The sequence below is a fragment of the Desulfonatronum sp. SC1 genome (genome assembly GCF_003046795.1).
In the GTDB taxonomy this organism is placed as follows: Bacteria; Desulfobacterota; Desulfovibrionia; order Desulfovibrionales; family Desulfonatronaceae; genus Desulfonatronum.
The window spans coordinates 44,750-68,258 of sequence record NZ_PZKN01000004.1; the positions used below are offsets into that span (position 1 = coordinate 44,750).

Here is a 23,509-nt window from a genome sequence, read left to right on the forward strand (position 1 = left end):
TCGCGCTCCAATCCGCTTCGACAAACGCTCCGTAACAAGGACTTATTTCCGTGACCGACCATTCGCCGCTGAAGCGTCTTTTCTTGCTGTTCGGCCTGGCCTTCGCCTTTTCCATGACCGCATGCGCCCCGAAGGTTGAATTCACTCCGGAACCCTTCCCGTCCGCGATCATCGCCGACCCGGAACACGAACTGACGCCCTCGGCCCAGGCCGTGCTGGCCTACCTGGAAGCCCAGGACCTGGCCCGCACGGACGAGCAGGAAGGCGCCCGTGAAGCCTTGTCTCGGGCCTTGGCTCTCGATCCTTCGCCTTTTTTAACCATGGAACTGGCCAACTCTTACTGGCGGGAAGGCCGGAACGCCGAAGCTAGGGCGGCTTTGCGCCGCTCCATGGAGTCATTCCCCGAAAACCAGACCCTGCCCTCCGCCCTGGTCAACGCCTACCTTGCCGACGACATGGTTGAGGAAGCCATCGCGACCATGGACGAATACCTGCGACGCCACCCTCGGGATTGGGGCATGCGTCGGAGCATGGCCGCCCTGCTCTTGCAGTATTCCCGCTTTTCCCAAGCCGCGGACGTACTCCAGGTCATCCCTGAATCAGAGCGGACCGCGGAGTTGTTGTTGTTGCTGGCCAGAAGCAACTCCGGGCTCGGGTTGGTCCGGCAGACTGAAGAATACCTGAAAAAAGCCCTGAAACAAGACCCCAAATTTCTGGAGGCCATGGCCGAACTGGCTTTTTTGTATGAAAGCGAAGGCGATCTGGTTCAAGCCGAGGAGACCTACCGTCGCATTCTCGATATCCGCCCGGACGCGGAGGAAATCCTGCTGCGCATGATCCAGGTAAACATCAAGCTGAACCAACCGGACAAGGCGCTTTCCTTTGCTCTGGGTCAAGAAGGGCGAGAGAGCTTCACCCTGGAAGCCGCGTTGCTCTTCATCCGGGAGAACCTGTTCCAGGAAGCCGGGGCCGTGCTCGATGCCCTGCCCGACGAAAACGGCTTCCCGGAAGCCGACTTCTACCGCGCTTTGGTCGCCTACGACGGTGACAATGATCCGGAGCAAGCCCTGTTTTACCTGGGCAGGATTCCGGTGGACCATCCGCATTACGCCCGGGCGCTGAGCTTTCAAGGCTACCTGCTACTGCAACTGGATCGCCATGAGGACGCCCGGCTACTGGCTCGGGAAGGGCAAGACTTGTTTCCGAACATGAGTGATTTTCTCCTGCTGGAAGCCGAGATACTGCTGGGCGAGGACGAAACCTCCCAAGCCTCGGACTTGCTGGAGATCGCTCGTCAAAAGTGGCCCGGAGACACGGACGTGCTCTATCGCCTGGGCTTTCTTCAGGAGCAGATGGAACGACGCGAAGACGCCCTGCGGACCATGGAGGAGATCATCGTCCTGGATCCGGACCATGCCGAAGCCCTGAACTTCATCGGCTACACCTTGTCCGAGGAGGAGCGCGATCTGGAGCGGGCCCTGGTGCTCATCGAACGCTCCCTGCAACTCAAGCCAGGCAGCGGCCATATCATCGACTCCCTGGCCTGGGTGAATTTCAAGCTGGGTAACCTGGACCTAGCCTGGCGACACATTAAGTCCGCTGTGGAGATCATGGCCGACGATCCGACCATCTGGGAACATTACGGCGACATCGCCGCGGCCCTCGGAAAAACCGCCGAAGCCCGCAAGGGCTACCGCAACGCCCTGCGCTTTCAGCCCGAAGACCCTGACGCGATACGGCAAAAGTTGAACGCGCTTTGAGAGTCGATCCGCGTCAAGAGGGCCGCCCCTCATGATTTATGTCTTCCGCGTCGTTTCGGGAATTTGGCCACGATTGCTTCTGACTTTGACCGCTTTTGCCCTGCTGAGCGCTTGCGGCCCGAAGCCGCCGCCCGGATATGACGATCCGGATCGAATCTCGGCCGTCTGGTCGTTGTTCCAGGCTTCATTCGTTCAGGACTGTCACCCCCAGGATTTCTCCCTGCGGGCCAGCGTCAACTTCTCCGCTCCTGACCGGCACTCCCGATTCATTGTTTCCATGTGGGGTCGAACGGACTTCCCCATCCGCTTGGACGTTCAGGCCGGCGTGGGCGCCATGCTGGCCCACTGGCGGGAGGACCGCGGCGGGTGGCTCGGGTACCTTCCAGCGTCCAGGGAGGCCTACGTCGCGGACAATGTTCAGGACGGTGCACGGTCCACGGGGCTGTTCATGCCGGTACGCCTGGACACCCTGGCTCAGATCTTTCTCGGATGTTGGCGGACTCTCGTCCCTTTGGAATATGAGGCCGTCCGTCTGGTCGACGATACGCTGGAATTCCACGTGACCGGGCATTCCACGTCCCTGACTCTGGCCCTGGCCTTCGACGGACGGCCAGTGTCCTTACGCGGTCCGGACCACGGAGGCTGGACCGTGTCCGTGAACCAGTGGGAAAGCGACGCGCCGTCCAGGCCGCGTCGCATCAGCCTGATCCAGGAAGAACAGTCCGCGGTGATCCGCGTCCAGCGCCTGGAAACCGACGTCGAGCCGTGGCGGGGCGAAGACCTGCGACTGGACGTGCCCCCCGGTTCCACCGTATGGACCGTCCCCAATTGAGCTCAACGGATTGAGCCGAACCGCGACCTTTCGGTCGCCTCATGACCCACAAGGAATACAAAAGCAGACCGAAACTGCTCACAATGGAGAGCAACATGACGACCACGACCTCCCCCGACGCCACGAACATTCCGTTGCACCGTTCGTTCTGGCTGGGTCTGAAAGTCCTTGGCAGCGAACTGACTTGGCTGTTCCTGCTTACGCTGCGTAACTGGGAAATCGCGCAGCTGCGCAAGCGGTTGCGCCAGGAGTACCATGCCCTGGGCATGATCGAAGCCGCCGGAGCCGGTTTGGAGTTGGCCAAGAACGATCAGGAATTGAACATCTTCGACGAGAAGGAACTGGCCATCAAGCAGATCGCTTTTCTGCTGGATGAGATCGATTACCTGAAGACGCGGCTGAAGGAAGAGCGAGCCGAATACGTCGGTCGCCGCGTCCGAAAATGGAAATTGTCCACCGATTCATCAACCACATCGACCACTACATGACCCAAACTGAGCAAGGAGAAACATATGTCGTCACCTACGGTCGTCATCGGTTCCGACCATGCTGGATTTGATCTCAAAACCGCCGTCACACGCCATCTGCAAGAAACGGGCTTCGAGATCAAGGACTTGGGAGCACGCTCCAAGGAGTCTTGCGACTACCCTCTCGTAGCCGGCGATGTCTGCCGGGAAGTCCTGACCTCTGGACATCCCGGCATCCTGATCTGCGGCACGGGCATGGGCATGAGCATGGCCGCCAACCGCTTTCCCGGCATCCGCGCGGCCCTGTGCACCAATGAATACCTCGCCCGGATGACCCGAGCGCACAACGACGCCAACGTACTCTGCCTGGGCTCGCGGGTCCTGGGCGACGAGTTGGCCAAAAGCATCGTCGACGTGTTTTTGGCCTCTGACTTTGAAGGTGAGCGCCACCAGCGCCGCATCAAGCAGATCGAAACCCTGAACGCCAATTCATAAGAAAGGATCGCCCCACATGAACACCACCGAACCGAATCAACGCGCCGTCAACGTCATCAAGGGACTGGTCATGGACGCCACCCGCAAGGCCAATTCCGGCCATCCCGGGGGCCCCATGTCATCCGCGGATATGGCTTATGTCCTGTTCCATGAGTTCCTGCGCCACGATCCCCGGGACCCGGCCTGGTTCAACCGGGATCGCTTCGTGCTTTCCGCCGGGCACGAGTCCATGCTGCTCTACGGCCTGCTGGCCCTGGTCGGGCACCTGAACATCCAGGATCTTCAAGATTTCCGCCAGCTGGGCAGCCGAACTCCGGGCCACCCCGAAGAACACATGACCCCCGGTGTGGAAGCCACCACCGGCCCCCTGGGCCAGGGCCTGGCCATGGGCGTGGGCATGGCCGTAGCGGAGCGCATGCTGGCCGCCCGCCTCGGCACGGACGTTGTGGACCACTCCACCTATGTTCTGGCTTCGGACGGCGACATGCAGGAACCGGTGGCCCTGGGCGCGGCCAGTCTGGCCGGACACTGGGGGCTGGGCAAGCTGATCGTGTTCTACGACAGCAACCAGATTCAGCTCTCCGGGCCCACCAACCGATCCGACTGCACGGACTACCGCAAGCTCTTTGAGGCGTTTTGCTGGGACGTTCAGGAAGTTGACGGCCACGATCACGACCAGATCCGAGAAGCCATCCGCCGGGCCAAGGCCGAAACCGCCCGCCCCACCCTGATCATCGGCCACACGGTTATCGCCAAGGGCACGGCCTCCATGGAAGGGGACTTCGAAACCCACGGCGCGCCGCTCAGCCCGGACGAAATCAAGGCCACCAAGCGCAAACTCGGTCTGCCGGAGGAAGAAACCTTTCACCTGCCCCAGGACGCCCTGGACCACTTCCGAGCCCGCTTTCCGGAACTGGCCAAGGAAGTCGACGCCTGGAAACGGCATGTCCAGAAAAAGAAGACCACGGACGCCGCCTTTGCCCGGACCTGGGATCAACACGTCACCCCGCCCTCCCATCGTTCCTTCACGTGGCCGGAATTGGACGTCACGAAAAAGGTCTCCACGCGCAAAGCCTTCGGCCAATGCCTGAACGAACTGATCGCCCAGTTGCCGAATCTGGTGGGCGGTTCGGCGGACCTGGACCCCTCCAACCAGACGACCAAGTTCCGGGACACCACCGGCGTCTTCGGCACGGACAACCCCACCGGGCGCAACCTCAGCTTCGGCGTGCGGGAATTCCCCATGGGCGCCATCCTCAACGGCATCGCCCTGCACAGCGGCCTGGTGGGTTTCGGCGCGACCTTCCTGGTCTTTTCCGACTACCAGCGCAATGCCGTACGCATGTCCGCCATCCAGAACCTCCCGGTCCTGCACGTCTACACCCACGACTCCTTCTACGTCGGGGAAGACGGCCCGACGCACCAGCCCGTGGAGCACGCCTGGTCCCTGCGCCTGATTCCCAATCTCCTGGTGATGCGCCCGGCGGACGTCGTGGAAAGCCGGATCATGATGGAAGTCGCCCTGACCCAGGACAAGCGCCCATCCGCCCTGCTCTTCACCCGCCAGGATCTCCCGGTCCTGGCTCCGGAGGCATTCCCCCAAACAGCCAAAGGCGCTCGCCGCGGTGCCTACGTCCTGCACGACCCCGCCGACGGCTCCCCGGAAATGCTGATCATTGCCACCGGCTCCGAAGTGCACCTCGCCCTGGAAGCGGCCAAAATGCTTCCGGACCAGAAAATCCGGGTGGTCAGCGCCCCCTGTCTGGAGCTGTTCGAGGAACAGCCCCAGGCCTACAAGGACGAAATCCTGCCGCCCCGAATTCAAAAACGCGTCGCCGTTGAAGCCGGCCGCTCCGATCCCTGGTACAAATACGTCGGCCTCGACGGCATCGTCCTGGGCCTGGATCACTTCGGCGACTCCGCCCCAGCGAGCGCATTGGCCAAAAAATACGGCTTCACCCCTGAACACCTCGTCTCGATCATTCAAGCGAAATACGCATAGCCGTCAAACGGGAACCAATGGGTAACAAACGCCTTCAAGCTTGACAGGCATACCACTCCCAAGCTAGATGCCTCTCTTTATGCCGGGGTGGTGAAACTGGTAGACGCACTGGACTCAAAATCCAGCGGGGGAAACCCCGTGTCGGTTCGATTCCGACCCTCGGCACCAAGAAAATTTAAGGGCTTACAGTGAAAACTGTAAGCCCTTTTTTTGTTCTGTTTTTCTCACGCATCTATTATCTAACCTTTCGGAACACTTGCCGAAACCGAAAAAAGGCTCATTTTGAACCCATGCTTGACCTTGTAGTCGAGAATGGAGGAAGAAGAGCGAATTTGTCACAGAATGAATAGTCCGTATGCTTGTAGGCGTTAATATTGGGCAGCCCCCCTGGCCCGCCCTGCTTGCAAACCCTCACTGCCCCTGGAGCCCCGCATGGCCCAAAAGCAATCCCACGAAACACTTCCCGCTCAAGCAAGTTTCCCCAACTCCCGCGACATCCTGATGAACGCGCCCATCGGCATCTTCACGTCCACGCCTTAGGGGCGGTTTCTTGCAGCCAATCCAACAATGGCCAAGATGCTCGGTTATGATACCCCGGAAGAACTCATCTCATCGATCGTGGACATCGGCGGGCAGCTCTATGCCGACCCTGCCGATCGAGAAACATTCAAGCGTCTTGTCGAAGAACACGGTGAAGTCAAGGATCAAGAGTTCCGGATGGTCCGCCGGGACGGCTCATTGATCTGGGTCTCACGAAGCGGACGGGGCATGCGCGACTCTGATGGAAAGATCATCCAGTACCAGGGTTTCATTACCGACATCACCCAGCGCAAGCAGATCGAACAGCAGCACCAGGACCTTTTAGAGAACATTAATGACGTCGTTTTTTCCATTGATATGGATGGCCGGATCACCTACCTCAGTCCCTCCGCAAGGAATATCTTCGGGGACAGTGCCACTGAATTACTTGGCCGGATTTTTCTCGAACTTATTGATCCCAGGGACCTCCCTTTGGTCAAAAACGCTTGGCGAAATCTTCTGCAGGGCAGGTTGGAACCCGATGAATTCAGACTCTGTCCAAAAACGGACCAAACCCTCTGGGTGCGCACCTCAAGCCGCCCGCTGGTCAAGAACGGCGCTGCCGTTGGCATTGTTGGTGTCCTCACGGATATTTCACAGCAAAAACTGGCTGAGATTGAGCTGGAAACGACCCGCAAGGAGTTGTCCACGATCTTGGATGCCGTCCCCGCCATGGTCTGGCGCAAAGATGCCGACGGCAAGTACGTTCATGCCAACAAGGCTTTTTGTGATCTTGTCGGCATAGAACTGGACGCTTTGAAAGGAAAAAGCGACTTTGACGTCCACCCTCGGGAAATAGCTGAAAAGTACCGTGGCGACGACGACAGGGTCATCGCGGAAGGGAATCCAATACACCATATCGCTGAACGGCATATGAAATCCTCTGGTCAGAAAGGTTGGAGCCTGACCGAAAAGTTGCCTTATTTCAACGAGAATGGAGAGATCATCGGCACCATCGGTTTTGCCCTGGATATTACAGACCTCAAATTAGCGGAGGAAAAGCTTCGCAAAAGCAAGGAGCAGCAGCGCATCCTTCTGGACAACATTCAAACGCAAGTATGGTATCTGTCAGGCGAACAATCATACGGGGCTGTCAACAAGGCCCATGCGGACTTTCTGGGTTTTTCCCCAAAAGAGATCGCCAAGAAAGACATGTATGAGTTTTTACCGCAAAACGTGGTTGAAGTCTGTCGACAAGGCAATAGAGACGTCTTTTCCAAGGGCCAGCAGATTCGCACTGAAGAATGGGTACCCAATGCAGCAGGGGAGCAACGGCTGCTATCCATCATCAAAACGCCGAAAATGGATGGCCAGGGCGATGTCGAGTACGTGGTTTGCGCTGCCGAGGACATCACCGATCGCAGACGAGCAGAGGAAGCCCTCCGGGCAAGCGAGGAAAAACACCGCCGTCTCTTCGAAACCATGGCCCAGGGGGTCATTTACCAGGCAGTCGACGGCGCCATCATTTCGGCCAACCCCGCGGCTGAGCGCATTCTTGGCCTCACCTTGGACCAGATGCAGGGCAAAACATCCATGGACCCGCGCTGGAGAATGATCAAGCAAGACGGCACAGCGGTTCCAGGCACGGATCATCCGGCCATGATCGCGTTGCGCACAGGCGAGACCGTTGGGCCTGTTGTCCGGGGGGTGTTTCATCCAGACAAGAATGCTCACGTCTGGCTATCCATCACTGCTACTCCCCTGTTCCAACCTGGAGAAACAAAGCCCTTTCAGGTCTATGCCGCCTTTGAGGACATTACGGAGCGCAAACGGGCGGAAGAGCAGTATCAGATGCTATTCCGCGAAATGCTGGACGGCTTTGCCCTGCATGAAATCATCTGCGATGAGTCGGGTGAGCCCGCGAACTATCGATTCCTGGCCGTGAATCCAGCTTTTGAGAGGGCTACAGGACTAAAAGGCGATGACATTATAGGCAAAACCGTCCTGGATGTCTTGCCTGAAACTGAAGATCACTGGATCAAGACGTACGGACAAGTGGCTCTGACAGGAGAGCCGGTCGTTTTCGACAATTTTTCAGTAGCGCTGCAAAAACATTTCGTGGCTACGGCATTCAGACCGTCATCTGGTCAGTTCGCCTGTATTTTTGCCGACATTACCGACCGCATGCATGCCGAAGAGGCGCTTCGTGAGAGCGAAGCGCGTTTCCGCAATCTTTTTGAACATGTCCCCACCGTCGCGGTTCAGGGATATGGAATGGACGGTAAAACGCTCTTCTGGAATAAAGCATCTGAGATGTTCTATGGATTTTCATCCGATGAAGCCATTGGAAAGAATCTTTTGGATCTGATTATTCCAGACGAAATGCGACCTGATGTTGTTCGAGAAATCAAATCCATGTCTGAAACCGGAATCTCAATTCCAGCGGCGGAACTCCATCTGAAGCGGAAGGACGGGTCGCGTATCCAGGTCTATTCCAGCCATGCAATTGTCCAGAGACCCAACCAGCCGCCAGAATTGTTTTGCATCGATATCGACCTGACCGAGCTTAAACAGATCGAACAAGCCCTGATCCAGGCCAAGGAGCATGCCGAAGCCGCCAATCAGGCCAAGTCCGAATTCCTGGCCAACATGAGCCATGAAATCCGTACGCCCATCAACGGAATGATGGGCATGATGCAACTCCTGGAAACGACATCTCTGGATGGAGAGCAAAAAAAGTATGTGCAGATGGCCAAGGGTTCGGCCAACCGATTGACCAGGCTGCTTTCCGACATCCTTGACCTGTCCAGGGTCGAGGCGGGCAAAATGACGATCCATGAGTCCGAGTTCGTGGTCCAGGAGCTGGCTGATTCCGTATCCGACCTGTTCCAGGTTGTGACCAGGGACAAGGGCATCCATCTCGAATGCTTCATTGATCCGGACATCCCAACACGGCTTATCGGCGACGAGGCGCGGGTCAGGCAGATTCTCTTCAACCTGACGGGCAATGCCTTGAAATTCACGAACAAGGGCAGCGTCAAGGTAGAAATGACCTCCATGTCCTCCGAAAGGCCGAGCGAATGCCGCATCCTTTTGACCGTATCCGATACCGGCATCGGAATTCCCGAGGACAAATTGGATGGCCTGTTCAAACCGTTTGCCCAGGTGGACGGCTCCTACACCCGATCCTATCAGGGCGCTGGGCTAGGGCTTTCCATCGTCAAGCGCCTCGTGGACCTGATGGGTGGGAGTGTTTCCCTGGCCAGCACTCTCGGCAAAGGGACCACGGTGCAGGTGCTCCTGCCCTTCAAACTCCCCGAGGGAGTGAGCATTCCCACCGAGCAAGGACCAAGGCGGCAAACCGAAACCAAACAGAGCCTGCGCATCCTCCTGGCCGAGGATGAAGAGTCAAGCTCTTTTCCCACGAGAAAACTCCTGGAAAAGGCCGGGCACACCGTGACCCTGGCCGAGGACGGGCAACAAGCGTTGAACTTGCTCGCGGCACAGGACTTCGACGTGATCCTGATGGACGTGCAGATGCCGGTGCTGAACGGGGTGGAGGCGACGCAGGAGATTAGAAGGTTAGAGGATGAGAAGAATTCCAGCATTCCAGGATCCCAGCATTCCAGAATTCCCATCATCGCCCTGACCGCCTATGCCATGCTCGGAGACCGGGAGAAGTTTCTGGCTGTCGGAATGGACGACTACCTGGGCAAGCCGGTGAAGATGGAGGATTTGACGAAGGTGCTGGAGCGGGTGGTATCCAAAGAGAAGGCATAACAGCACCGAGATAATCGCCAGGGACGGCAAACCCATTACCCAAAAACCATGCCTAACCCCGAATCTCCCCCCGAAAAGCCCTGGGCCATCCTCGGCATATCCCGCAAGCAGTACACCGCAGCCAGACCCTGGAAGAAGGCCGGGATGACGAAAGAGAAATTTGCAAAAAAAAATCTGAACCTGGCGCATCCGGTGGATCGTCAACGGCTATGCCACGTACTGGTACGATCTTGATGTTTTTGCTTGAACGATAACAAATATGCCAGGGCTTCCACGATCAATCTCCGGTTTAGGCATTGACAACCCGCATGGTTACTCAATAGGGATTGCCCACTCTCCCCAGAAGTGCCACGACTTGAGGGGTTTGAGACTGAAAAAAATCAACCGATACCACTCACCACATTTTCAACCGCTGACAACATCTCATAAGGAGACATCATGAAAAAAATGCTTTTCCTTGCCGCTCTCGTTCTAGGTTCGTTCTGTGCCCCGTCTCATGCTGCTGATGTAGCAAAATGCGTTTGCATAGGACCTCCCCATGCAATTGGAAATCATCGTTGCATGGATCATTTCGTTTTCCTGCACAAGATGTATATGCTCATTGACCCGAAAGACCCGATAGGGCTGCGCGGTTATATCGGCGACCAGCCTTTCGAGACCTTGGTCAAAACAGGAAAGGTATACGACCCCGTTTCCGGCTGGGGCTGCATTCGTGAGTGAGGCCGTACGGTGTAAAGTGTTCTTTCGGCAAGATGTCAATCGGCATTCTTTGCCGAAACCGAGGTGGACGCCAAGATGCGCAAGCACATCGAGGGTTGCATCGGCTGGAATCTCCGGAACAACCACCCTGAGTGGAAGGCGCTGTACCCGGATACTTTGCGGCCTCTTGATCCTTCGGAGTACTGATCCAGCCAGCCGGATTTCACAAAACCTTCGGCAACTCTCTCCAATCCGTCGTGAACCGCGGGCTCAAACGCGCCTGCCGCATCACCCACCGCTGCCCCGTCCCTTCCGCCGCCAAGCGCATGGTCATGGCTCCCCACTTGGCGTTTACCCGGTCCATGGTGTCCATCACGGCCTTGCTCCGCGCCCTCTCCTCAGGCGACGGTTCGAACAGGTTCAGCCTGCGACCCTGTTCCTTCTCGATCCCGAAGACCATCACTCCGGCTTTGCGGTACTCGTAGCCCGGCTTGAATATTTGTTCCAAAACCCTCCGGGCAGCTCGGATCAAGTCCGACGTATGGCTTGACGGCACGGCCAGGGAGACGGTGGCCGCGTTGCTGTACTGCGGCCTGTCCAGCCGGAAGCGGTCCGTGAGCACGAACACCTGAAGTTGCCCCGCCACGCATTTCTGGCCGCGTAGGCGCTCTGCGGTCCTGGCCGCGTAGCCGGAGATCAATTCCGCCAATTTGTCCTTGTCCGTAACAGCCTTGGCAAAGGTCCGCGAGCAAACGATGCTCTTGGGCGTGGCCACGGTCTGTTCCAGGGGGATGCAGGGGATGCCCTGGAGTTCCAGAAGGGTATGCATCCCGTTTACCGTCATCCGCTTTTTGACCCAGTCTTTGTCCAACTTGCTGAATTGCAGGGCGTCGCGAATCCCGAATTCGCGCAGCTTCTTGCTGTACTGCCGTCCGATCCCCCAGACGTCCTCGATCTCAATCCCCGCCAGAATCCGTTCCTGACCCGGATAGTCCACAAGACTGAACGAGCCACCATGTTCCGGCTGTTTCTTGGCCACCCGATTGGCGATCTTGGCCAGGGTCTTTGTCGGGCCGATGCCAATGGATACAGGGATGCCGGTCCATTGCATGACCGTGGCCCTGATCTTTCGAGCCAGGTCCAGGGGATGGTCGTGCATCCGGTCCAGGCGCAGGAACGCCTCGTCGATGGAGTAGATTTCCATGTCCGGGGTGAACCGGGAAACCGTATCCATCACTCGGCGGGACATGTCGCCGTAGAGGGCGAAGTTGGAGGAAAAGACGTGGACGCCGTGCTTTCGAAACAGAGGCTGAAACGTGAACGCCGGTGCGCCCATGGGAATGTCCAGGGCCTTGGCCTCGTTGGAGCGGGCAATCACGCAGCCGTCGTTGTTGGACAGCACAACGATGGGCTTGCCTCGCAGCTTGGGATTGAACGCCCGCTCGCAGGATGCGTAGAAGTTGTTGCAGTCCAGCAGGGCGAAGAAGGTCGAGGGCGGCATGGTCTTGAGTTGTTTCATGGCTCGTATTCAGGGCATCTTGCGGATCACGCTCGTCACGACGCCCCAGACCTCGCAGTCCATCTCGGGCGTGAGTTCGATCTCGGGATATTCGGCATTGGCGGGGACCAGAAAGGCGTGCCCGTTCCGCCGCTTCAACGTCTTGACCGTGAATTCACCGTAGACAATGGCGATGACCACCTTCCCGTCCGTGACTTCGGCGGACTTGTCCACGACCAGCACGTCCCCGTCATGGATGCCCACGCCTTGCATGGAATCGCCGGTGGCCCGGACCAGATACGTGGCCGCCGGGTTCTTCACCAGGTAATCGTTCAGGTCCAGCCGCTTTTCCAGGAAATCATCGGCTGGAGACGGAAAGCCCGCCGTCACAGGCGACAAATACAGCGGCAGTTCGACATCCAGACCTTTGGCAACGCCGGAAATCAGGGCCAAGTCATTGGACAGAGGAACCTGTCGCAACGTGTCAGCATTTTCGTGAGACATGGGGATGATCGTAGCGATCATCGAGAGGCGCGGCAATGGTTTGCAGGCAGGGAAAACAGAGCAAAGCATTCTTCAGGTAGAGGACGATGAAGTGATCTTTGCGGTTCTCGGTGTCCACGTGGGAGTTGCTCCCGTTCATAGTATGAGGCGGCTGACGGGCTCCAGGCAAAGTGATCCAAGGACAAGCTTGCGCTGGATCATCCAACCTCATTGCCCCACCAACTGCACCCTGATATTCACATCCATCCCAGAAGTCACACCACCCCTGCGTGATAAGCAAACAGCATGAGGGCGCTGTGATGCTTGCCAGAAGCGTTGACAGTGCCAACGAAATGGGCGCAAATAACAGAGGCTTGATTGGTTGGCATATTTTTTCAACATACTGAAATTGTACTATTTTTGCTCTGGCATGGATCGTGCTGACAGTAAAACATCAATAACATCCAACCAAGGCGGAATATCATGAACATCTGGAGCAGAAAGATTTTGGGAGCAGCGGCAATGGCGGCATTGGCTTGCCTGCTCTTCATGGGCCAGGCCGGGGCCTGGAATGACAACCACCTGGAGCAACTGCTGAAAATTCGGCATTGCCCCTCATGCGACTTGAGCGGAGCTGACTTGAGCGGAAAAAACCTGAGCGGGCACAATTTTTACAAAGCCAACCTGAAAAACGCCAACTTGAGCAACTCCAACCTCACTGGCTCCAGTTTTGTTCAGGCGGACTTGCAGGGCGCCAACCTGAACGGCGCAACCCTGGACGGGGCCAATTTCAGCGGAGCTAAATCCTGGTTTAATAATGAACTCACATGTGCCACTCCTTCCATTGGGGGTTGTTATGATGAATGCTCTCCTGGGGGGACATGCTATTAGACTAAATTACAACCAATTTGGCCTCTGTATGCATGCGAAAAAACCGTATAAAAACATGACATCAACCCACAAGAAGAAATTGAAAATGCGAAAAATCATTCTGACCGCGACCCTGGCCCTGGCCTTGTTGTTCATCGCAACGCTAAACATTCACGCCGCCGAGAGAGGCACCTACATCGATTGCATCCACGGCTGCTCAGAACTGTTCGTCTGCAACAAATGTTGCAACGAGACATTCAGCAGCATCTTGGCGAACTGCAATAGTTGGCACAAAAGATGTGAAGAGCGATGTTTTTGACATGTACGCTGTCTCGACCAATGTATGCTTGATAAACACGTTTGTCTCATGCAGGAAAAACGAGATTTCAATTGCCCGCAGTGGAATGAGGATGTTCATAAGTCGGGATTGACTAAATCCGCAAGCTGTGGCCTTGATTGCCACATTTATTAGGCTCTTTCCCTCAACCATACGAAAATAAGTATCGCCATGCGGAAAATGTGGAGAAAGCTTTTCACAACATCAGCCATGACCTTCATGCTCTGCATGACCTGGCTGGTCATTACAAGCGAAGCCCAGGCTGAGAGGTTCGTGGACAATGGGAACGGGACGGTTACGGATACGGATACGGATACGGTGACGGGACTGATGTGGACCAAGAGTGCCAATCCACTTGGAGAGTTGACTTGGAATGAAACCTTCACCAGGTTCAGCTCTTTCAGTATCTCCGGAATTGGCGGCTGGAGGCTGCCGAGCATTGGTGAGATTGATGCTATATACCATGCAATGAGTGGCGGACATCCCTTCACCGATGTCCAATCGACCCTCTACTGGTCAAGTGAGACGAACGTAAGGTTTCCGGATTATGCGGGTACCATTAACATGTCCAATGGCGACTGGGGCAACGTCAGCAGACACCGCGCCTTCGGCGTTTGGCCCGTCCGCGCCAGCCAGTGAGATGCTTTGGAGCTTTGGGTTATTTGGTCTTTCAACACCAAACACATGCCGTTGAAGTAGCAAAATGCGTTTGCATAGGCTCTCCCCATGCAATTGGAAATCACCGGTGCCTGAATCATACAACATGAAAAAAATGATGCCGACCCGGCTGGCTGGTCAATGTCTCTTTGGTGGCCTCAACTTTGTTCTCGGCATGGGCTCTTGCACTTTATTCTTGGCTATGACATCCTCCACCGGTTGGGTGCTTTTTCACGATAACTTGAATGGAGGAAATTTTAAATAAAAAAAATTAATTATACAAAAATACGTTGCGCTACTGCATCAGAAATGCTTAACCCAGGGGAGAATCAACAATGAAAATCATGAAGATTTGGATTAAAACGATTATTATGCTGGTAGTGCTGAATTCACTTATTGCCTTGAACGCATCTTCGAATGAAACAGGCGCCAATAAGTATTCTATTTCGACAAACTGGCAGACTCTACCGAAAAACGCGTCACATGCTGTGGACGTGTTCTTCCTGTATCCCACAACCTACTTCCCGGATATAAAAAGCAATAGTTCTGTATATTCTCCGATTTGGAACCAGACCATCGGGCAGGCCCAAGCCGATCCGAGCATTAGTACTCAAGTCGCTTCCAAATCAAGCGTTTTTCACAAAGCAGGCACAAATCTTTATGTGCCTTATTTTCAGCAAGCGGCTGGTTTCAACGTTCTGGAGGCGCTGCTGTGGAAAACAAATGAAGCAAACAGAGCGGCTGCGACCATGGCTTTGGAAATCGCATACAGAGATGTAGAAGACGCATTCGACTATTTCCTGTCGCATTACAACAAAGACGCTAAGAATAACCCTCGCCCATTTATTCTCGCAGGCCACAGCCAAGGTTCGAACCTGTTGCTTATGCTTTTACAGAGGCGGTTCTCAGATGCCACACTTCGCGAAAGACTCGTTGCCGCTTACGTGATCGGCTGGTCTATCACGGCCGATGATATATCAAACTACCCCGCTCTGTCGCAACTCGGCATCTGCAGCAGCAGGGTACAGACCGGATGCATCATCACTTACAACACGCAGCAGAATCCAGGTGATTTTTCACAAACCGGTCCTTCGCCGACCGGAATCGTGCAAGCGAATGCTTACAGCGTTAATCCGCTAACCTGGGCTGCAAGCGGTCCGAATGAAATGGAGACCACTGCCGTTCCCGCAACAGAAAATCTCGGAGCTCTCTTCTATAAATTTCAGCCGCCCGTTAATCCCCAACTGGGGCCTCCTCCGGGCGGACGACTTGCAGAAGGCCAGGTTTGGCCTACCTGGAAAAAATATTTAATCGGGGGCGTCGATGTTGATGCCGTAGTGATCGCTAACTTCACAGGCGCACAAAACAATCAGGGCGCGTTAGTAATTGACCCGACCGCCCTGCCGAAACCAGGGAATTACCAAAATCTCAATGCACCGTACAATTTGCTGCCGGGCTGGTATCACAACTATGATTATAGTTTCTTCTTTTTCAACCTTGAACTGAATGTCATCGACAGGATTGCATCCTATTACATAGGCCGATATGAAGTGGCCACCAAAAAATGGACAGTCTACTAAGGTAGATGCCACGAAACTGGAGGGACAATTTCAATAAGTAAAAACATAAATATGTATATAGCATCCTATCTATTATTGTTTAACAAAAGCAATGCACCGATTGCTACACTCTAAATGATTATTTTTTTGCACTTGGCGGGATGGTTCATCTTGTCAGGAAAATTGGTTGACACATTTTGTTGCCGTGAAAATTCGCCGCAAATGTAGGGGCGGCCCTCGCGGCCGCCCTTGGTGGGCGGGCAACGAGGTGCATCGACGAACAAACGATCAGCCGTGCCGCCATGTTGATATGAGCGAAGGGCAGGCGCAAGGCCTGCCCCTACACGACGCGATTATGCCCACGATCATCTGGAACAAGACGCCAATGTGTCAATCAGAACTGAACCATCCCCACTTGGCAACGGCGATATTCCACCGCCGCAGTAATACAGTATTGTGATTTCAAGATTTTTTATCGGAGGCAACTGATGACTGATGACTGATGACAGCAGTCATTGAGTGGATCGAGCGTGAGACGCTGAGCTGCCGGATACGGAACGCGCATTTCTTGCCGACCGTTTGCTCAGTTCCTTGGGAAGTGAAGTCCTTGGTGACATTGATCTCGCGTGAGTTGAGGAAGATGAACGGCTCTACGCGGAATACAAAGAGGGGAAGCGGCAAACAGTTTCTGCGCTAGAGGTCTTTGCTGAGGCCGATCGGCTCATCAAGTGACCAGCATTCACTTTGATCCATACGCTCGTGTGGATTTCCTTGCGGCCATTGAGTATTACAAGGAATGCAAGAATGATCTCAGTCGCCTGTTCCGTGAGGCGGTCGAGACACAGATTGAGCATATTCGGCAGACGCCCTTCCTTTTTCGAGTATTTCATCCGCCCTTTAGGCGCTGCCTCGCACCGAACTTCCCCTATTCAATCATCTTCACCATTGAGTCTGACTTTATCCTGGTTGTGGCGATGGGACACACGTGGAGGGCAATCAATCGGGCCGGGTGGTGGACACAATCCACGACCAGCATACCCCCATCCAGAATCCCAGCGTCCTTCATCGAGTCGACCATCGAGTCGCCAGAAACCCGGACCAGCCAGAAAACAACTTGAGCGCGACCAGCTCAGTAAAAAAAGGTTAATAAAATCAAAAAAGACGAGGCTGAACGGTTTGTCCGGCCTCGTCTTTTTTGTCCTTTGGCATCCGGGGGATTTGAGGGGTACTTCCCGTGGTATCGGCGCCACACACTGCCCTTTGGGTACGAACGATACCCCATTCTTCTCCAAGAAACATGCAATTCAAAATGTTACTAAAGGATACCCGCATGCCCCTACCCGACAAAGCAATACGGAACCTAACCGTCACCCGGAAGTCATACAAGAAGTACAACGGCAACGGCCTCTACCTCGAGTGAAGCCGACAGGCTCCAAGCTTTGGAAGTCTCGGTTCAACTTCGAGGGTAAGGCAAAACTCCTGACCCTGGGAGAAGTCCCTGCTGTAGGGCTAAAACACATCCCCCCTGATCTTTACGGACAAGCCACGGGATAGCTGCGCAGGCCCAGGCCGTAGAACTCGGTCTTCCCAAACTGGTTTCCCCCAAGATGCTGCTGAGTGAAGGAAATGTCGTTGGCCCGGCAGGAGCCGTCCGCATTCTTCTTGAGTACCACATGGGTGTTGATTTCGCGGCGGATGATATTGCCCAGAAGGTCGCGGATCAGCCGCCATTCCGGCTCGATGATCACGACATCCACGGGGTATTCGTTGGTCCAGCCCTGGTCCTTGACCGCCTGGATCATTTCCTGGCTGAGCTGGGGATCGGTCATCTTCGCCTCGGGCAGAATTCCCAGCGTCGCCGTGACATCTCCGGCCTTGCTCAGGGTGAAACCACCCTGGGCGAACATGATTTCGCAATCCTCGGGACCGCCCCAGAACTCAAAGGCCACCCCGTGATCGCCGTCCGGCAGTTCATTGACCATTGCGGTCCATGTATCTGTAACCCCGCGGTTCTGCCGGTCCCCATCATCGCCGGGAGCAAGTCTTGGTGTGACTTGCACAGTGGTCCAGCTGTCGCTTTCAAACCATTGCTCGTTGAGCACGCCCCTGGATTCGCCGTTGATCAGGATCTTAATCCGGTATTGGCTCGCCGGGTTGGGACATCTGCCGCCGTCCTCGTCGGCTCCCAGCCGGACCAGAGACTTGGGCAGATAGACGCGGCCGTAGATCGGTTCATCCGCCGCAAAAACATCGGCCAGCGGGATGCGATCCTGCTCTTTGAACGTAATCCGCTCTTTGGCCCAGACAATCTTGCCGACATTATTCCCGTGCAGCTCGCTGGTGATGCCCTGGTCCTGGGCAAAAGCCAAGCCTGCAAGGAAAAAAAATAGAACGAACGTCAACACGGTTTTCATGCCTGCCTCCTGTTAGCTGTAATGGAATGGATCTGGTGACTTGGAGTCCGCATCTCTACAGCGGAATCATTTTATTATCCAGTGAATTTAACATACTCCCGCAAAATCCGTCAAAGTCGTTGGCAGGAGCGTCATTGAGGAATGGACCATATCTACCCAGAGCGGATACCAGTTGGACCAGGAGTGGGACTGGCCGGTCTTTGCTCCGAGCCAATGGGTGACGACAAATGTTGGGAATTACGGATACGGTTGTGTGGACATGGAGTTTGAAGCAAAACTCCAGGGCGAAGTCACGGCAACCACAACCAGTCCGTTCAAAAACCCCAAGTGCAAGGAACAAAAAAAAATCAAGGTCGAAGCGTATTTATTCATACGTGAGAGTTTGAATTTTTTGCGGTGACGCAGCAATTTGGAGTTATTCAACTGTTAACCCCTTTGTCTTTGCAGGATTGTCATATGTCTCCAAAACTCCGAGAAATTGCGAATTGCTGGAATGAACGGAAAATTACAGCTGGCATTGTCGAATTCGTCTTCATTTTTTAGAAAACGCAGCAATGCCAGCCATGCATGCACTATCAGGTCGTCGATGAAAAAACCGATCTACTTCAACCTGACACTTCCAACGCAGAGATCTCCTTCTTCCGCTCCATCTTCCCACATCTTCAGCATTTCAACTCTGTAATCCGTCATTTTTCTCAAAACATTACACCTGCACAACGGATACATGGAACCGTACTCAGCATATGTGTCTTCTTCTGGAAACAAGGCCGATAAATGCGCATCGCGAAAAACCATCCAGGCGGACTGGGCAGCCTTGAATTTTTCTATAAAGACTTCGTCATCTTGGTATTCAGAAAGAATACGGAGATACGTATCTTCCATGATACCCTCGGCATCTTTGTAAGTCTCACAGGCATCGACATTCATTTCCATCTGCGTCTGGGCCAAGACGATCATACCATGATTTTCTGGAAAAAAAAGCAGGAATGAAAGCAATACGGGGAAAATTATATAACGGTAAACAGGCATCCTCTTCAGTCCTTCGGAATTATTTATCATGCTGCATGAGTGTTTTTCATCCACTTGCCTCAGTAAATGAACGTCCGATCTTTTGCTTTCATGGCGACTTTCACAAGGATCGGCTCGATCAGCTCACCTTTTCCCACGGCAGGTCCAGGTCGTCACGTCCAAAATGTCCATAGGCCGCCGTTGGATAATAGAGGGGACGCAACAATTTGAGCTTGTCGATGATTCCGGCAGGCGTCAAATCGAATTCTTCCTGGAGCAGTCGCTCAATTTCTTGATCCGGCAGCTCCCCCGCACCGGAGGTTTTGACCAGGCAGCTAACTGGTTTGGCCACACCAATGGCATAGGAAATCTGGGTCAGGCATTTTTTGGCCCAGCCCCTGGATACGACGGTCTTGGACAGAAAGCGGGCCATATACGCAGCGGAACGATCCACCTTGCTGGGATCTTTCCCGGAGAATGCACCGCCGCCATGCGGTGCCGCACCTCCGTAAGTGTCCACAATGATCTTGCGACCAGTTAATCCGGTATCACCCTTGGGGCCACCGGTCACGAACCGCCCGGTAGGATTGATCAGGCACTTAAAATCCGGTGAACGGTGGCTCTCGGGGATGACGGGCTTGATGATCCGTTCCAGGACGGATGCCCGAAGCTCATCCATGCTGACGTTGTCATCATGCTGGGTCGACAGGACCACGGTCTCAACATGAACGGGCTTGCCGTCGACGTAGCGAAAGGAAACCTGTGACTTTGCGTCTGGTCCCAGCCAGGCAATGGTGCCGCTTTTTCGGAGTTCGGCCTGCCGTTGGACCAATCGATGCGCAAAGATTATAGGAGCAGGCATCAGTTCAGGCGTCTCGTCGCAGGCATAGCCGAACATCATGCCCTGGTCTCCGGCTCCGAGCACTCCGTCCTCCCGGTCGACCCCCTGGTTGATGTCTCGGGACTGACCGTTAAAGCGGACCTGAATTTCGCAGGCTTCAGGATCAATGCCGGTATTTGAGTCGCGATACCCCGTATCCCGGACAACCTGGCGAACCAGTGATTCAGTCATGGCTTGGACTTGCTGAAATACTTCGGAAGTGGCTTTGAATTCACCAGCAACGACAACGCACTGGTCGGCCAGTAGCGTCTCGCAAGCAACCCTGGCATGAGGGTCACGGGACAGGAATTCGTCCAGGATACGATCGGAAATCCGATCGGCGAGCTTGTCGGGGTGTCCTTCGGATACGGATTCGGACGTGAACAGGTGGGAACGTGTGGAAGAAACGGATGGCATGAGGGCGCACCTCCTTCGCTCCTTGGTGAATTGGCTGCGCGTTTGGCGGCCACTGGGAGCGAAATCGGCGGGCCAACGCTTTAGCAGTATTTCTGAGTCGCCCTGCAAGTTGTAGATTAAATCGGCGACGATCGAACCACGGACAAAAAAAAGCCCGCTCAGCTTAAAGCCAAGGCGGGATAGGGGTATCTCGCTTTAGCTGGTACTTGTTAAGCGCCCCGCAAGCTGAGATCAACTCGGCGCTGGAGGGTCTGATATTGCTTTTGCCCAAACGTGTCAACTCCCAAACTCTTGCCGGACGATACCAGATACCAATCCCTGCCAAGCTCCATTTCACTTCGATGGACGGCCAACTCGCGGACAAAATTCTCATGGAGGAAATGTCAACATGCATGATCAGAAAATAACCACTCGGGGATGGATACGCCATGGTTTCGCTGCCATCATCATATTTTTCGGCTTTTTCCACATATTCCCGGCAACGGCGATTTCAAAACAGAACAGCATGGCCGCGAACCTGCTCACCCCGGAAGCTCTGTGGGAGATTGGACGGGTTTCCGATCCCCGGATTTCTCCGGACGGATCCCAGGTGCTGTTCTCGGTCAAGCATTACAACCTGGAGGACAATGTCGGCCGGAGTCACCTCTATGTAACCGACATGGACGGGAGCAATAGGCGGCGCATTTCGCCTGAGGACGGCAACGACGGCCATGGGGAGTGGAGACCCGACGGGAATCGGATTGGCTTTCTGCATCAGGGGCAAATCTGGGAAATGAACCCTGACGGCTCAGGTCGTAGGCGGCTCACCGACATCCCAGCCGAAGTCACGGGGTTCAGGTACTCGCCGACACGGGAAAACATCCTCTTTTCCAGCCCTGTCCCCTCCAAAGCCGGGCATGACGATCTGTTCGCCGGTCTGGACAAGGCCCACGCGAGGATCGTGAACGAATTGATGTACCGCCACTGGGATACCTGGATTGAATCCTTCAGCCATCTCCATCTGGCCGCGTATTCCGATGCGGGACTGGGGGAGCACGTGGACATCATGCGGGGTTTGGGGCTGGAGTCCCCGTTCAGGCCCTTCGGCGGAATGGAGCAGGCCTCCTGGAGCCCTGACGGCAGGTCCGTCGCCTATTCCGCTCGAAGCACTGATGGCAAGGCCTACGCCTTGTCCACGAATTCGCGGATCATGCTCTACAGCCTGGATACCGGCCAAACCAGGACGTTGAGCACCGGAGTCGGATACGACGTCAACCCGGAATTCTCTCCAGACGGAAAACGTATTGCCTGGTTGAGTATGGAGCGGAACGGCTACGAAGCGGACAAGAACAGGCTGCTGGTGCTGGATCTGTTTTCAGAGACCATCGCTGACCTGACAACGGGCTTTGACCAGGACGTCGAAGATTTTAGCTGGTCCACGGACAGTGCCGCCATCTTTTTTACAAGTCTGCGCCACGCTTCAACCCAGATCTACCGCCTTGATCTCTCCAGCCGGGAGATCGTCCCGTTGACCGAAGGCAAACAGACCTTCTCCCAACTGGTCAGCGCGGATAACGCCATTGTCGCGGTCAAATCAACCCTGTCCCGACCAGGAGAGGTTTTCCGCCTGGATACGACCAATCAGGAGTTGGCCGACATCTCCCGCGTCAACGACGACTTTCCGTCGTCCTTTGTCCTTGGCGAGGTTCGGGAGCGTTGGGTGAAAACCGCTGACAACCGGAAGATGCTCGTCCTGGTCGTCTTGCCGCCGGATTTCGACCCTCAAAAAACCTATCCCGCCAAGCTCTACTGCATAGGCGGGCCGGAAGTTTCCGTGGACCACTCCTGGTCTTACCGGTGGAATCTTCAGACTCTGGCCGCGAGAGGCTACGTGGTCGTCGGACCCAATCGCAGAGGTACTCCGGGATTCGGGCAGCAGTGGAAGGAAGCCGTTCTGGGAGATTGGGGCGGCCTGCCCATGCAGGATCTCCTGGCGGCCATCGACGATGTGGCCACGGAGCCATGGGTGGACAGCAACCGCCTGGTCGCGGTGGGGCCGAGTTTTGGCGGTTATTCCGTCTATTGGCTTGCGGGTAACCACGACAATCGTTTCAAGGCGCTGGTGGCCCATGACGGCATTTTCAACCTGGAATCAATGTACCTGGAAACGGAAGAAATCTTTTTCGTCAACTCCGAATTTGGCGGGCCGTTCTGGGACAGGGACAATCCAATTGCGCAACGCAGCTATGCCGCGTCTCCGCACCGATTCGTCCAGAACTGGACAGCGCCCCTCCTGGTCATCCACGGGGGCCGCGACTACCGGGTTCCCGAATCCCAGGGATTCAGCGCCTTCAATGCGGCCAGGCTGCGCGACATTCCAGCCAGACTCCTCTATCTCCCTGACGAGAACCACTGGGTCCTGTCGCCCCAGAACAGCGTCCTGTGGTATCGGACCGTTCTGGACTGGGCGGATCAATGGACGGGAGGTGGGGCTATAACCGCAAATCCCTGATTCGGCGACAAGGCCCATTGAATTCAACTGGATTTCCATGACCGACGATCTGACCGACGACCTGAAGGACGCGCTTACCAAGCAGCGAAAGCATGTCCATGACAACCTTGTCTTCCCCAGCCGTTTCCGATGCGTGCAGCTCCAGAAAGGATAAGGTCTGGCGCGTGGGTGGTGTCTTGGGTCATGACGACGTGAACGACTATAAAAAAGCAGAAAGGCTGTTCCAAGCATTCCAAGCATGGCAATTGGCCGGTGAAACCCTTGGATCTTGAGGGCTTCCCCGGCTAAGGACTCAGATCTAAACTTGGGCTTGACCTTGTTGCCAAAGATGGAAAGAAGGA

Annotated in this window: 21 protein-coding genes, 1 tRNA gene and 1 pseudogene; 16 read left to right on the forward strand and 7 right to left on the reverse strand. The window is 55.3% G+C overall.

Annotated elements, in window-relative coordinates; all coding sequences use genetic code 11:
• Positions 1-50 precede the first annotated feature (50 nt).
• From C6366_RS03260 to C6366_RS03295, 9 genes and pseudogenes are all read left to right on the forward strand, one after another.
• Entirely contained in the window at positions 51-1,760 is a 1,710-nt protein-coding gene (locus C6366_RS03260) for a tetratricopeptide repeat protein (protein ID WP_107735920.1), read from the forward strand.
• Positions 1,761-1,791: 31 nt separating this feature from the next.
• Positions 1,792-2,592, forward strand: coding sequence for a hypothetical protein (locus C6366_RS03265; protein WP_107735921.1), 801 nt, complete (start codon positions 1,792-1,794; stop codon positions 2,590-2,592).
• Positions 2,593-2,687: 95 nt separating this feature from the next.
• On the forward strand, positions 2,688-3,080 hold the full coding sequence (locus C6366_RS03270) for a hypothetical protein (RefSeq protein WP_146164755.1): 393 nt from the start codon (positions 2,688-2,690) through the stop codon (positions 3,078-3,080).
• Between the two features lie 24 nt (positions 3,081-3,104).
• The gene (gene rpiB, locus C6366_RS03275) at positions 3,105-3,554 is read left to right on the forward strand and encodes a ribose 5-phosphate isomerase B (RefSeq protein ID WP_107735923.1); all 450 of its coding nucleotides are present in this window, start codon (positions 3,105-3,107) and stop codon (positions 3,552-3,554) included.
• A 16-nt stretch (positions 3,555-3,570) separates the two neighbouring features.
• A complete protein-coding gene (gene tkt, locus C6366_RS03280) occupies positions 3,571-5,556 on the forward strand; it encodes a transketolase (protein WP_107735924.1) in 1,986 nt (661 codons plus the stop codon).
• A gap of 81 nt (positions 5,557-5,637) precedes the next feature.
• Positions 5,638-5,724, forward strand: a tRNA-Leu gene (locus tag C6366_RS03285).
• A gap of 384 nt (positions 5,725-6,108) precedes the next feature.
• Positions 6,109-6,744, forward strand: a pseudogene (locus tag C6366_RS20625) (PAS domain-containing protein); the annotation flags it as partial.
• A 33-nt stretch (positions 6,745-6,777) separates the two neighbouring features.
• Positions 6,778-9,855 carry a PAS domain S-box protein gene (locus C6366_RS20630; RefSeq protein ID WP_368731475.1) on the forward strand — a complete coding sequence of 1,026 codons (3,078 nt, stop codon included), beginning with the start codon at positions 6,778-6,780 and terminating at the stop codon, positions 9,853-9,855.
• 438 nt (positions 9,856-10,293) lie between these two features.
• Positions 10,294-10,575: a hypothetical protein gene (locus C6366_RS03295; protein WP_107735926.1), complete on the forward strand. Its 282-nt coding sequence runs from the start codon at positions 10,294-10,296 to the stop codon at positions 10,573-10,575.
• Positions 10,576-10,777: 202 nt separating this feature from the next.
• On the opposite strand, the gene C6366_RS03300 is transcribed toward C6366_RS03295, so the two are convergent.
• The 3 genes from C6366_RS03300 to C6366_RS19495 are packed head-to-tail and all read right to left on the reverse strand — an operon-like array spanning position 10,778 to position 12,674.
• Positions 10,778-12,073 (reverse strand): Y-family DNA polymerase, encoded by a 1,296-nt coding sequence (locus tag C6366_RS03300; RefSeq protein WP_233248375.1) that lies wholly within the window; start codon positions 12,071-12,073, stop codon positions 10,778-10,780.
• A gap of 9 nt (positions 12,074-12,082) precedes the next feature.
• Positions 12,083-12,556: a LexA family transcriptional regulator gene (locus C6366_RS03305; protein WP_107735927.1), complete on the reverse strand. Its 474-nt coding sequence runs from the start codon at positions 12,554-12,556 to the stop codon at positions 12,083-12,085.
• Complete coding sequence (locus tag C6366_RS19495) at positions 12,537-12,674, reverse strand: hypothetical protein (RefSeq protein ID WP_158269620.1); 138 nt, start codon at positions 12,672-12,674, stop codon at positions 12,537-12,539. Before C6366_RS19495 ends, C6366_RS03305 begins: the two co-directional genes overlap by 20 nt.
• A 344-nt stretch (positions 12,675-13,018) precedes the next feature.
• Between C6366_RS19495 and C6366_RS03315 the strand changes: the two genes are divergently transcribed.
• The 4 genes from C6366_RS03315 to C6366_RS03330 all read left to right on the forward strand — a co-directional run bounded on the left by C6366_RS03315 (position 13,019) and on the right by C6366_RS03330 (position 15,979).
• Positions 13,019-13,426 carry a pentapeptide repeat-containing protein gene (locus tag C6366_RS03315; RefSeq protein ID WP_107735929.1) on the forward strand — a complete coding sequence of 136 codons (408 nt, stop codon included), beginning with the start codon at positions 13,019-13,021 and terminating at the stop codon, positions 13,424-13,426.
• An 85-nt stretch (positions 13,427-13,511) separates the two neighbouring features.
• The gene (locus C6366_RS19500) at positions 13,512-13,724 is read left to right on the forward strand and encodes a hypothetical protein (RefSeq protein WP_107735930.1); all 213 of its coding nucleotides are present in this window, start codon (positions 13,512-13,514) and stop codon (positions 13,722-13,724) included.
• Between the two features lie 189 nt (positions 13,725-13,913).
• Positions 13,914-14,381: a DUF1566 domain-containing protein gene (locus C6366_RS03325; protein ID WP_107735931.1), complete on the forward strand. Its 468-nt coding sequence runs from the start codon at positions 13,914-13,916 to the stop codon at positions 14,379-14,381.
• A 353-nt stretch (positions 14,382-14,734) separates the two neighbouring features.
• Entirely contained in the window at positions 14,735-15,979 is a 1,245-nt protein-coding gene (locus tag C6366_RS03330; RefSeq protein WP_107735932.1) for a DUF3089 domain-containing protein, read from the forward strand.
• Between the two features lie 1,511 nt (positions 15,980-17,490).
• Here C6366_RS03330 and C6366_RS03345 read toward each other — a convergent pair.
• Complete coding sequence (locus C6366_RS03345; protein ID WP_107735933.1) at positions 17,491-18,372, reverse strand: hypothetical protein; 882 nt, start codon at positions 18,370-18,372, stop codon at positions 17,491-17,493.
• A gap of 148 nt (positions 18,373-18,520) precedes the next feature.
• On the opposite strand from C6366_RS03345, the gene C6366_RS20635 reads away from it, so the two are divergent.
• Positions 18,521-18,772, forward strand: a complete 252-nt coding sequence (locus C6366_RS20635; RefSeq protein WP_368731476.1) for a DUF4087 domain-containing protein — start codon at positions 18,521-18,523, stop codon at positions 18,770-18,772.
• Between the two features lie 200 nt (positions 18,773-18,972).
• Here C6366_RS20635 and C6366_RS03355 read toward each other — a convergent pair whose 3' ends face one another.
• From C6366_RS03355 to C6366_RS19505, 3 genes are all read right to left on the reverse strand, one after another.
• Complete coding sequence (locus C6366_RS03355) at positions 18,973-19,401, reverse strand: lysozyme inhibitor LprI family protein (protein WP_158269621.1); 429 nt, start codon at positions 19,399-19,401, stop codon at positions 18,973-18,975.
• Between the two features lie 118 nt (positions 19,402-19,519).
• Positions 19,520-20,677 carry a methionine adenosyltransferase gene (metK, locus tag C6366_RS03360; RefSeq protein WP_107735936.1) on the reverse strand — a complete coding sequence of 386 codons (1,158 nt, stop codon included), beginning with the start codon at positions 20,675-20,677 and terminating at the stop codon, positions 19,520-19,522.
• A gap of 163 nt (positions 20,678-20,840) precedes the next feature.
• Positions 20,841-21,146 carry a hypothetical protein gene (locus C6366_RS19505; protein ID WP_158269622.1) on the reverse strand — a complete coding sequence of 102 codons (306 nt, stop codon included), beginning with the start codon at positions 21,144-21,146 and terminating at the stop codon, positions 20,841-20,843.
• 36 nt (positions 21,147-21,182) lie between these two features.
• Here C6366_RS19505 and C6366_RS03365 point away from each other — a divergent pair, with 36 nt between their 5' ends.
• Together C6366_RS03365 and C6366_RS19195 are read left to right on the forward strand one after the other, a co-directional pair.
• Entirely contained in the window at positions 21,183-23,168 is a 1,986-nt protein-coding gene (locus tag C6366_RS03365; protein ID WP_158269623.1) for a S9 family peptidase, read from the forward strand.
• Positions 23,169-23,260: 92 nt separating this feature from the next.
• Positions 23,261-23,440, forward strand: a complete 180-nt coding sequence (locus C6366_RS19195; protein ID WP_146164757.1) for a hypothetical protein — start codon at positions 23,261-23,263, stop codon at positions 23,438-23,440.
• The last annotated feature ends 69 nt before the right edge of the window (positions 23,441-23,509 follow it).

Excerpts from the sequence above, each read along its gene's own strand:
- C6366_RS03295 (WP_107735926.1), top strand. The coding sequence starts at position 10,294 with ATGAAAAAAATGCTTTTCCTTGCCGCTCTCGTTCTAGGTTCGTTCTGT.
- C6366_RS03330 (WP_107735932.1), top strand. The coding sequence starts at position 14,735 with ATGAAAATCATGAAGATTTGGATTAAAACGATTATTATGCTGGTAGTG.
- rpiB (WP_107735923.1), top strand. The coding sequence starts at position 3,105 with ATGTCGTCACCTACGGTCGTCATCGGTTCCGACCATGCTGGATTTGAT.
- C6366_RS03365 (WP_158269623.1), top strand. The coding sequence starts at position 21,183 with ATGGCCGCGAACCTGCTCACCCCGGAAGCTCTGTGGGAGATTGGACGG.
- C6366_RS03270 (WP_146164755.1), top strand. The coding sequence starts at position 2,688 with ATGACGACCACGACCTCCCCCGACGCCACGAACATTCCGTTGCACCGT.
- C6366_RS03305 (WP_107735927.1), bottom strand. The coding sequence starts at position 12,556 with ATGTCTCACGAAAATGCTGACACGTTGCGACAGGTTCCTCTGTCCAAT.
- C6366_RS03345 (WP_107735933.1), bottom strand. The coding sequence starts at position 18,372 with ATGAAAACCGTGTTGACGTTCGTTCTATTTTTTTTCCTTGCAGGCTTG.
- metK (WP_107735936.1), bottom strand. The coding sequence starts at position 20,677 with ATGCCATCCGTTTCTTCCACACGTTCCCACCTGTTCACGTCCGAATCC.
- C6366_RS03265 (WP_107735921.1), top strand. The coding sequence starts at position 1,792 with ATGATTTATGTCTTCCGCGTCGTTTCGGGAATTTGGCCACGATTGCTT.
- C6366_RS19195 (WP_146164757.1), top strand. The coding sequence starts at position 23,261 with ATGTCCATGACAACCTTGTCTTCCCCAGCCGTTTCCGATGCGTGCAGC.
- C6366_RS19500 (WP_107735930.1), top strand. The coding sequence starts at position 13,512 with ATGCGAAAAATCATTCTGACCGCGACCCTGGCCCTGGCCTTGTTGTTC.
- tkt (WP_107735924.1), top strand. The coding sequence starts at position 3,571 with ATGAACACCACCGAACCGAATCAACGCGCCGTCAACGTCATCAAGGGA.
- C6366_RS03355 (WP_158269621.1), bottom strand. The coding sequence starts at position 19,401 with ATGCCTGTTTACCGTTATATAATTTTCCCCGTATTGCTTTCATTCCTG.
- C6366_RS03315 (WP_107735929.1), top strand. The coding sequence starts at position 13,019 with ATGAACATCTGGAGCAGAAAGATTTTGGGAGCAGCGGCAATGGCGGCA.
- C6366_RS03325 (WP_107735931.1), top strand. The coding sequence starts at position 13,914 with ATGCGGAAAATGTGGAGAAAGCTTTTCACAACATCAGCCATGACCTTC.
- C6366_RS03300 (WP_233248375.1), bottom strand. The coding sequence starts at position 12,073 with ATGAAACAACTCAAGACCATGCCGCCCTCGACCTTCTTCGCCCTGCTG.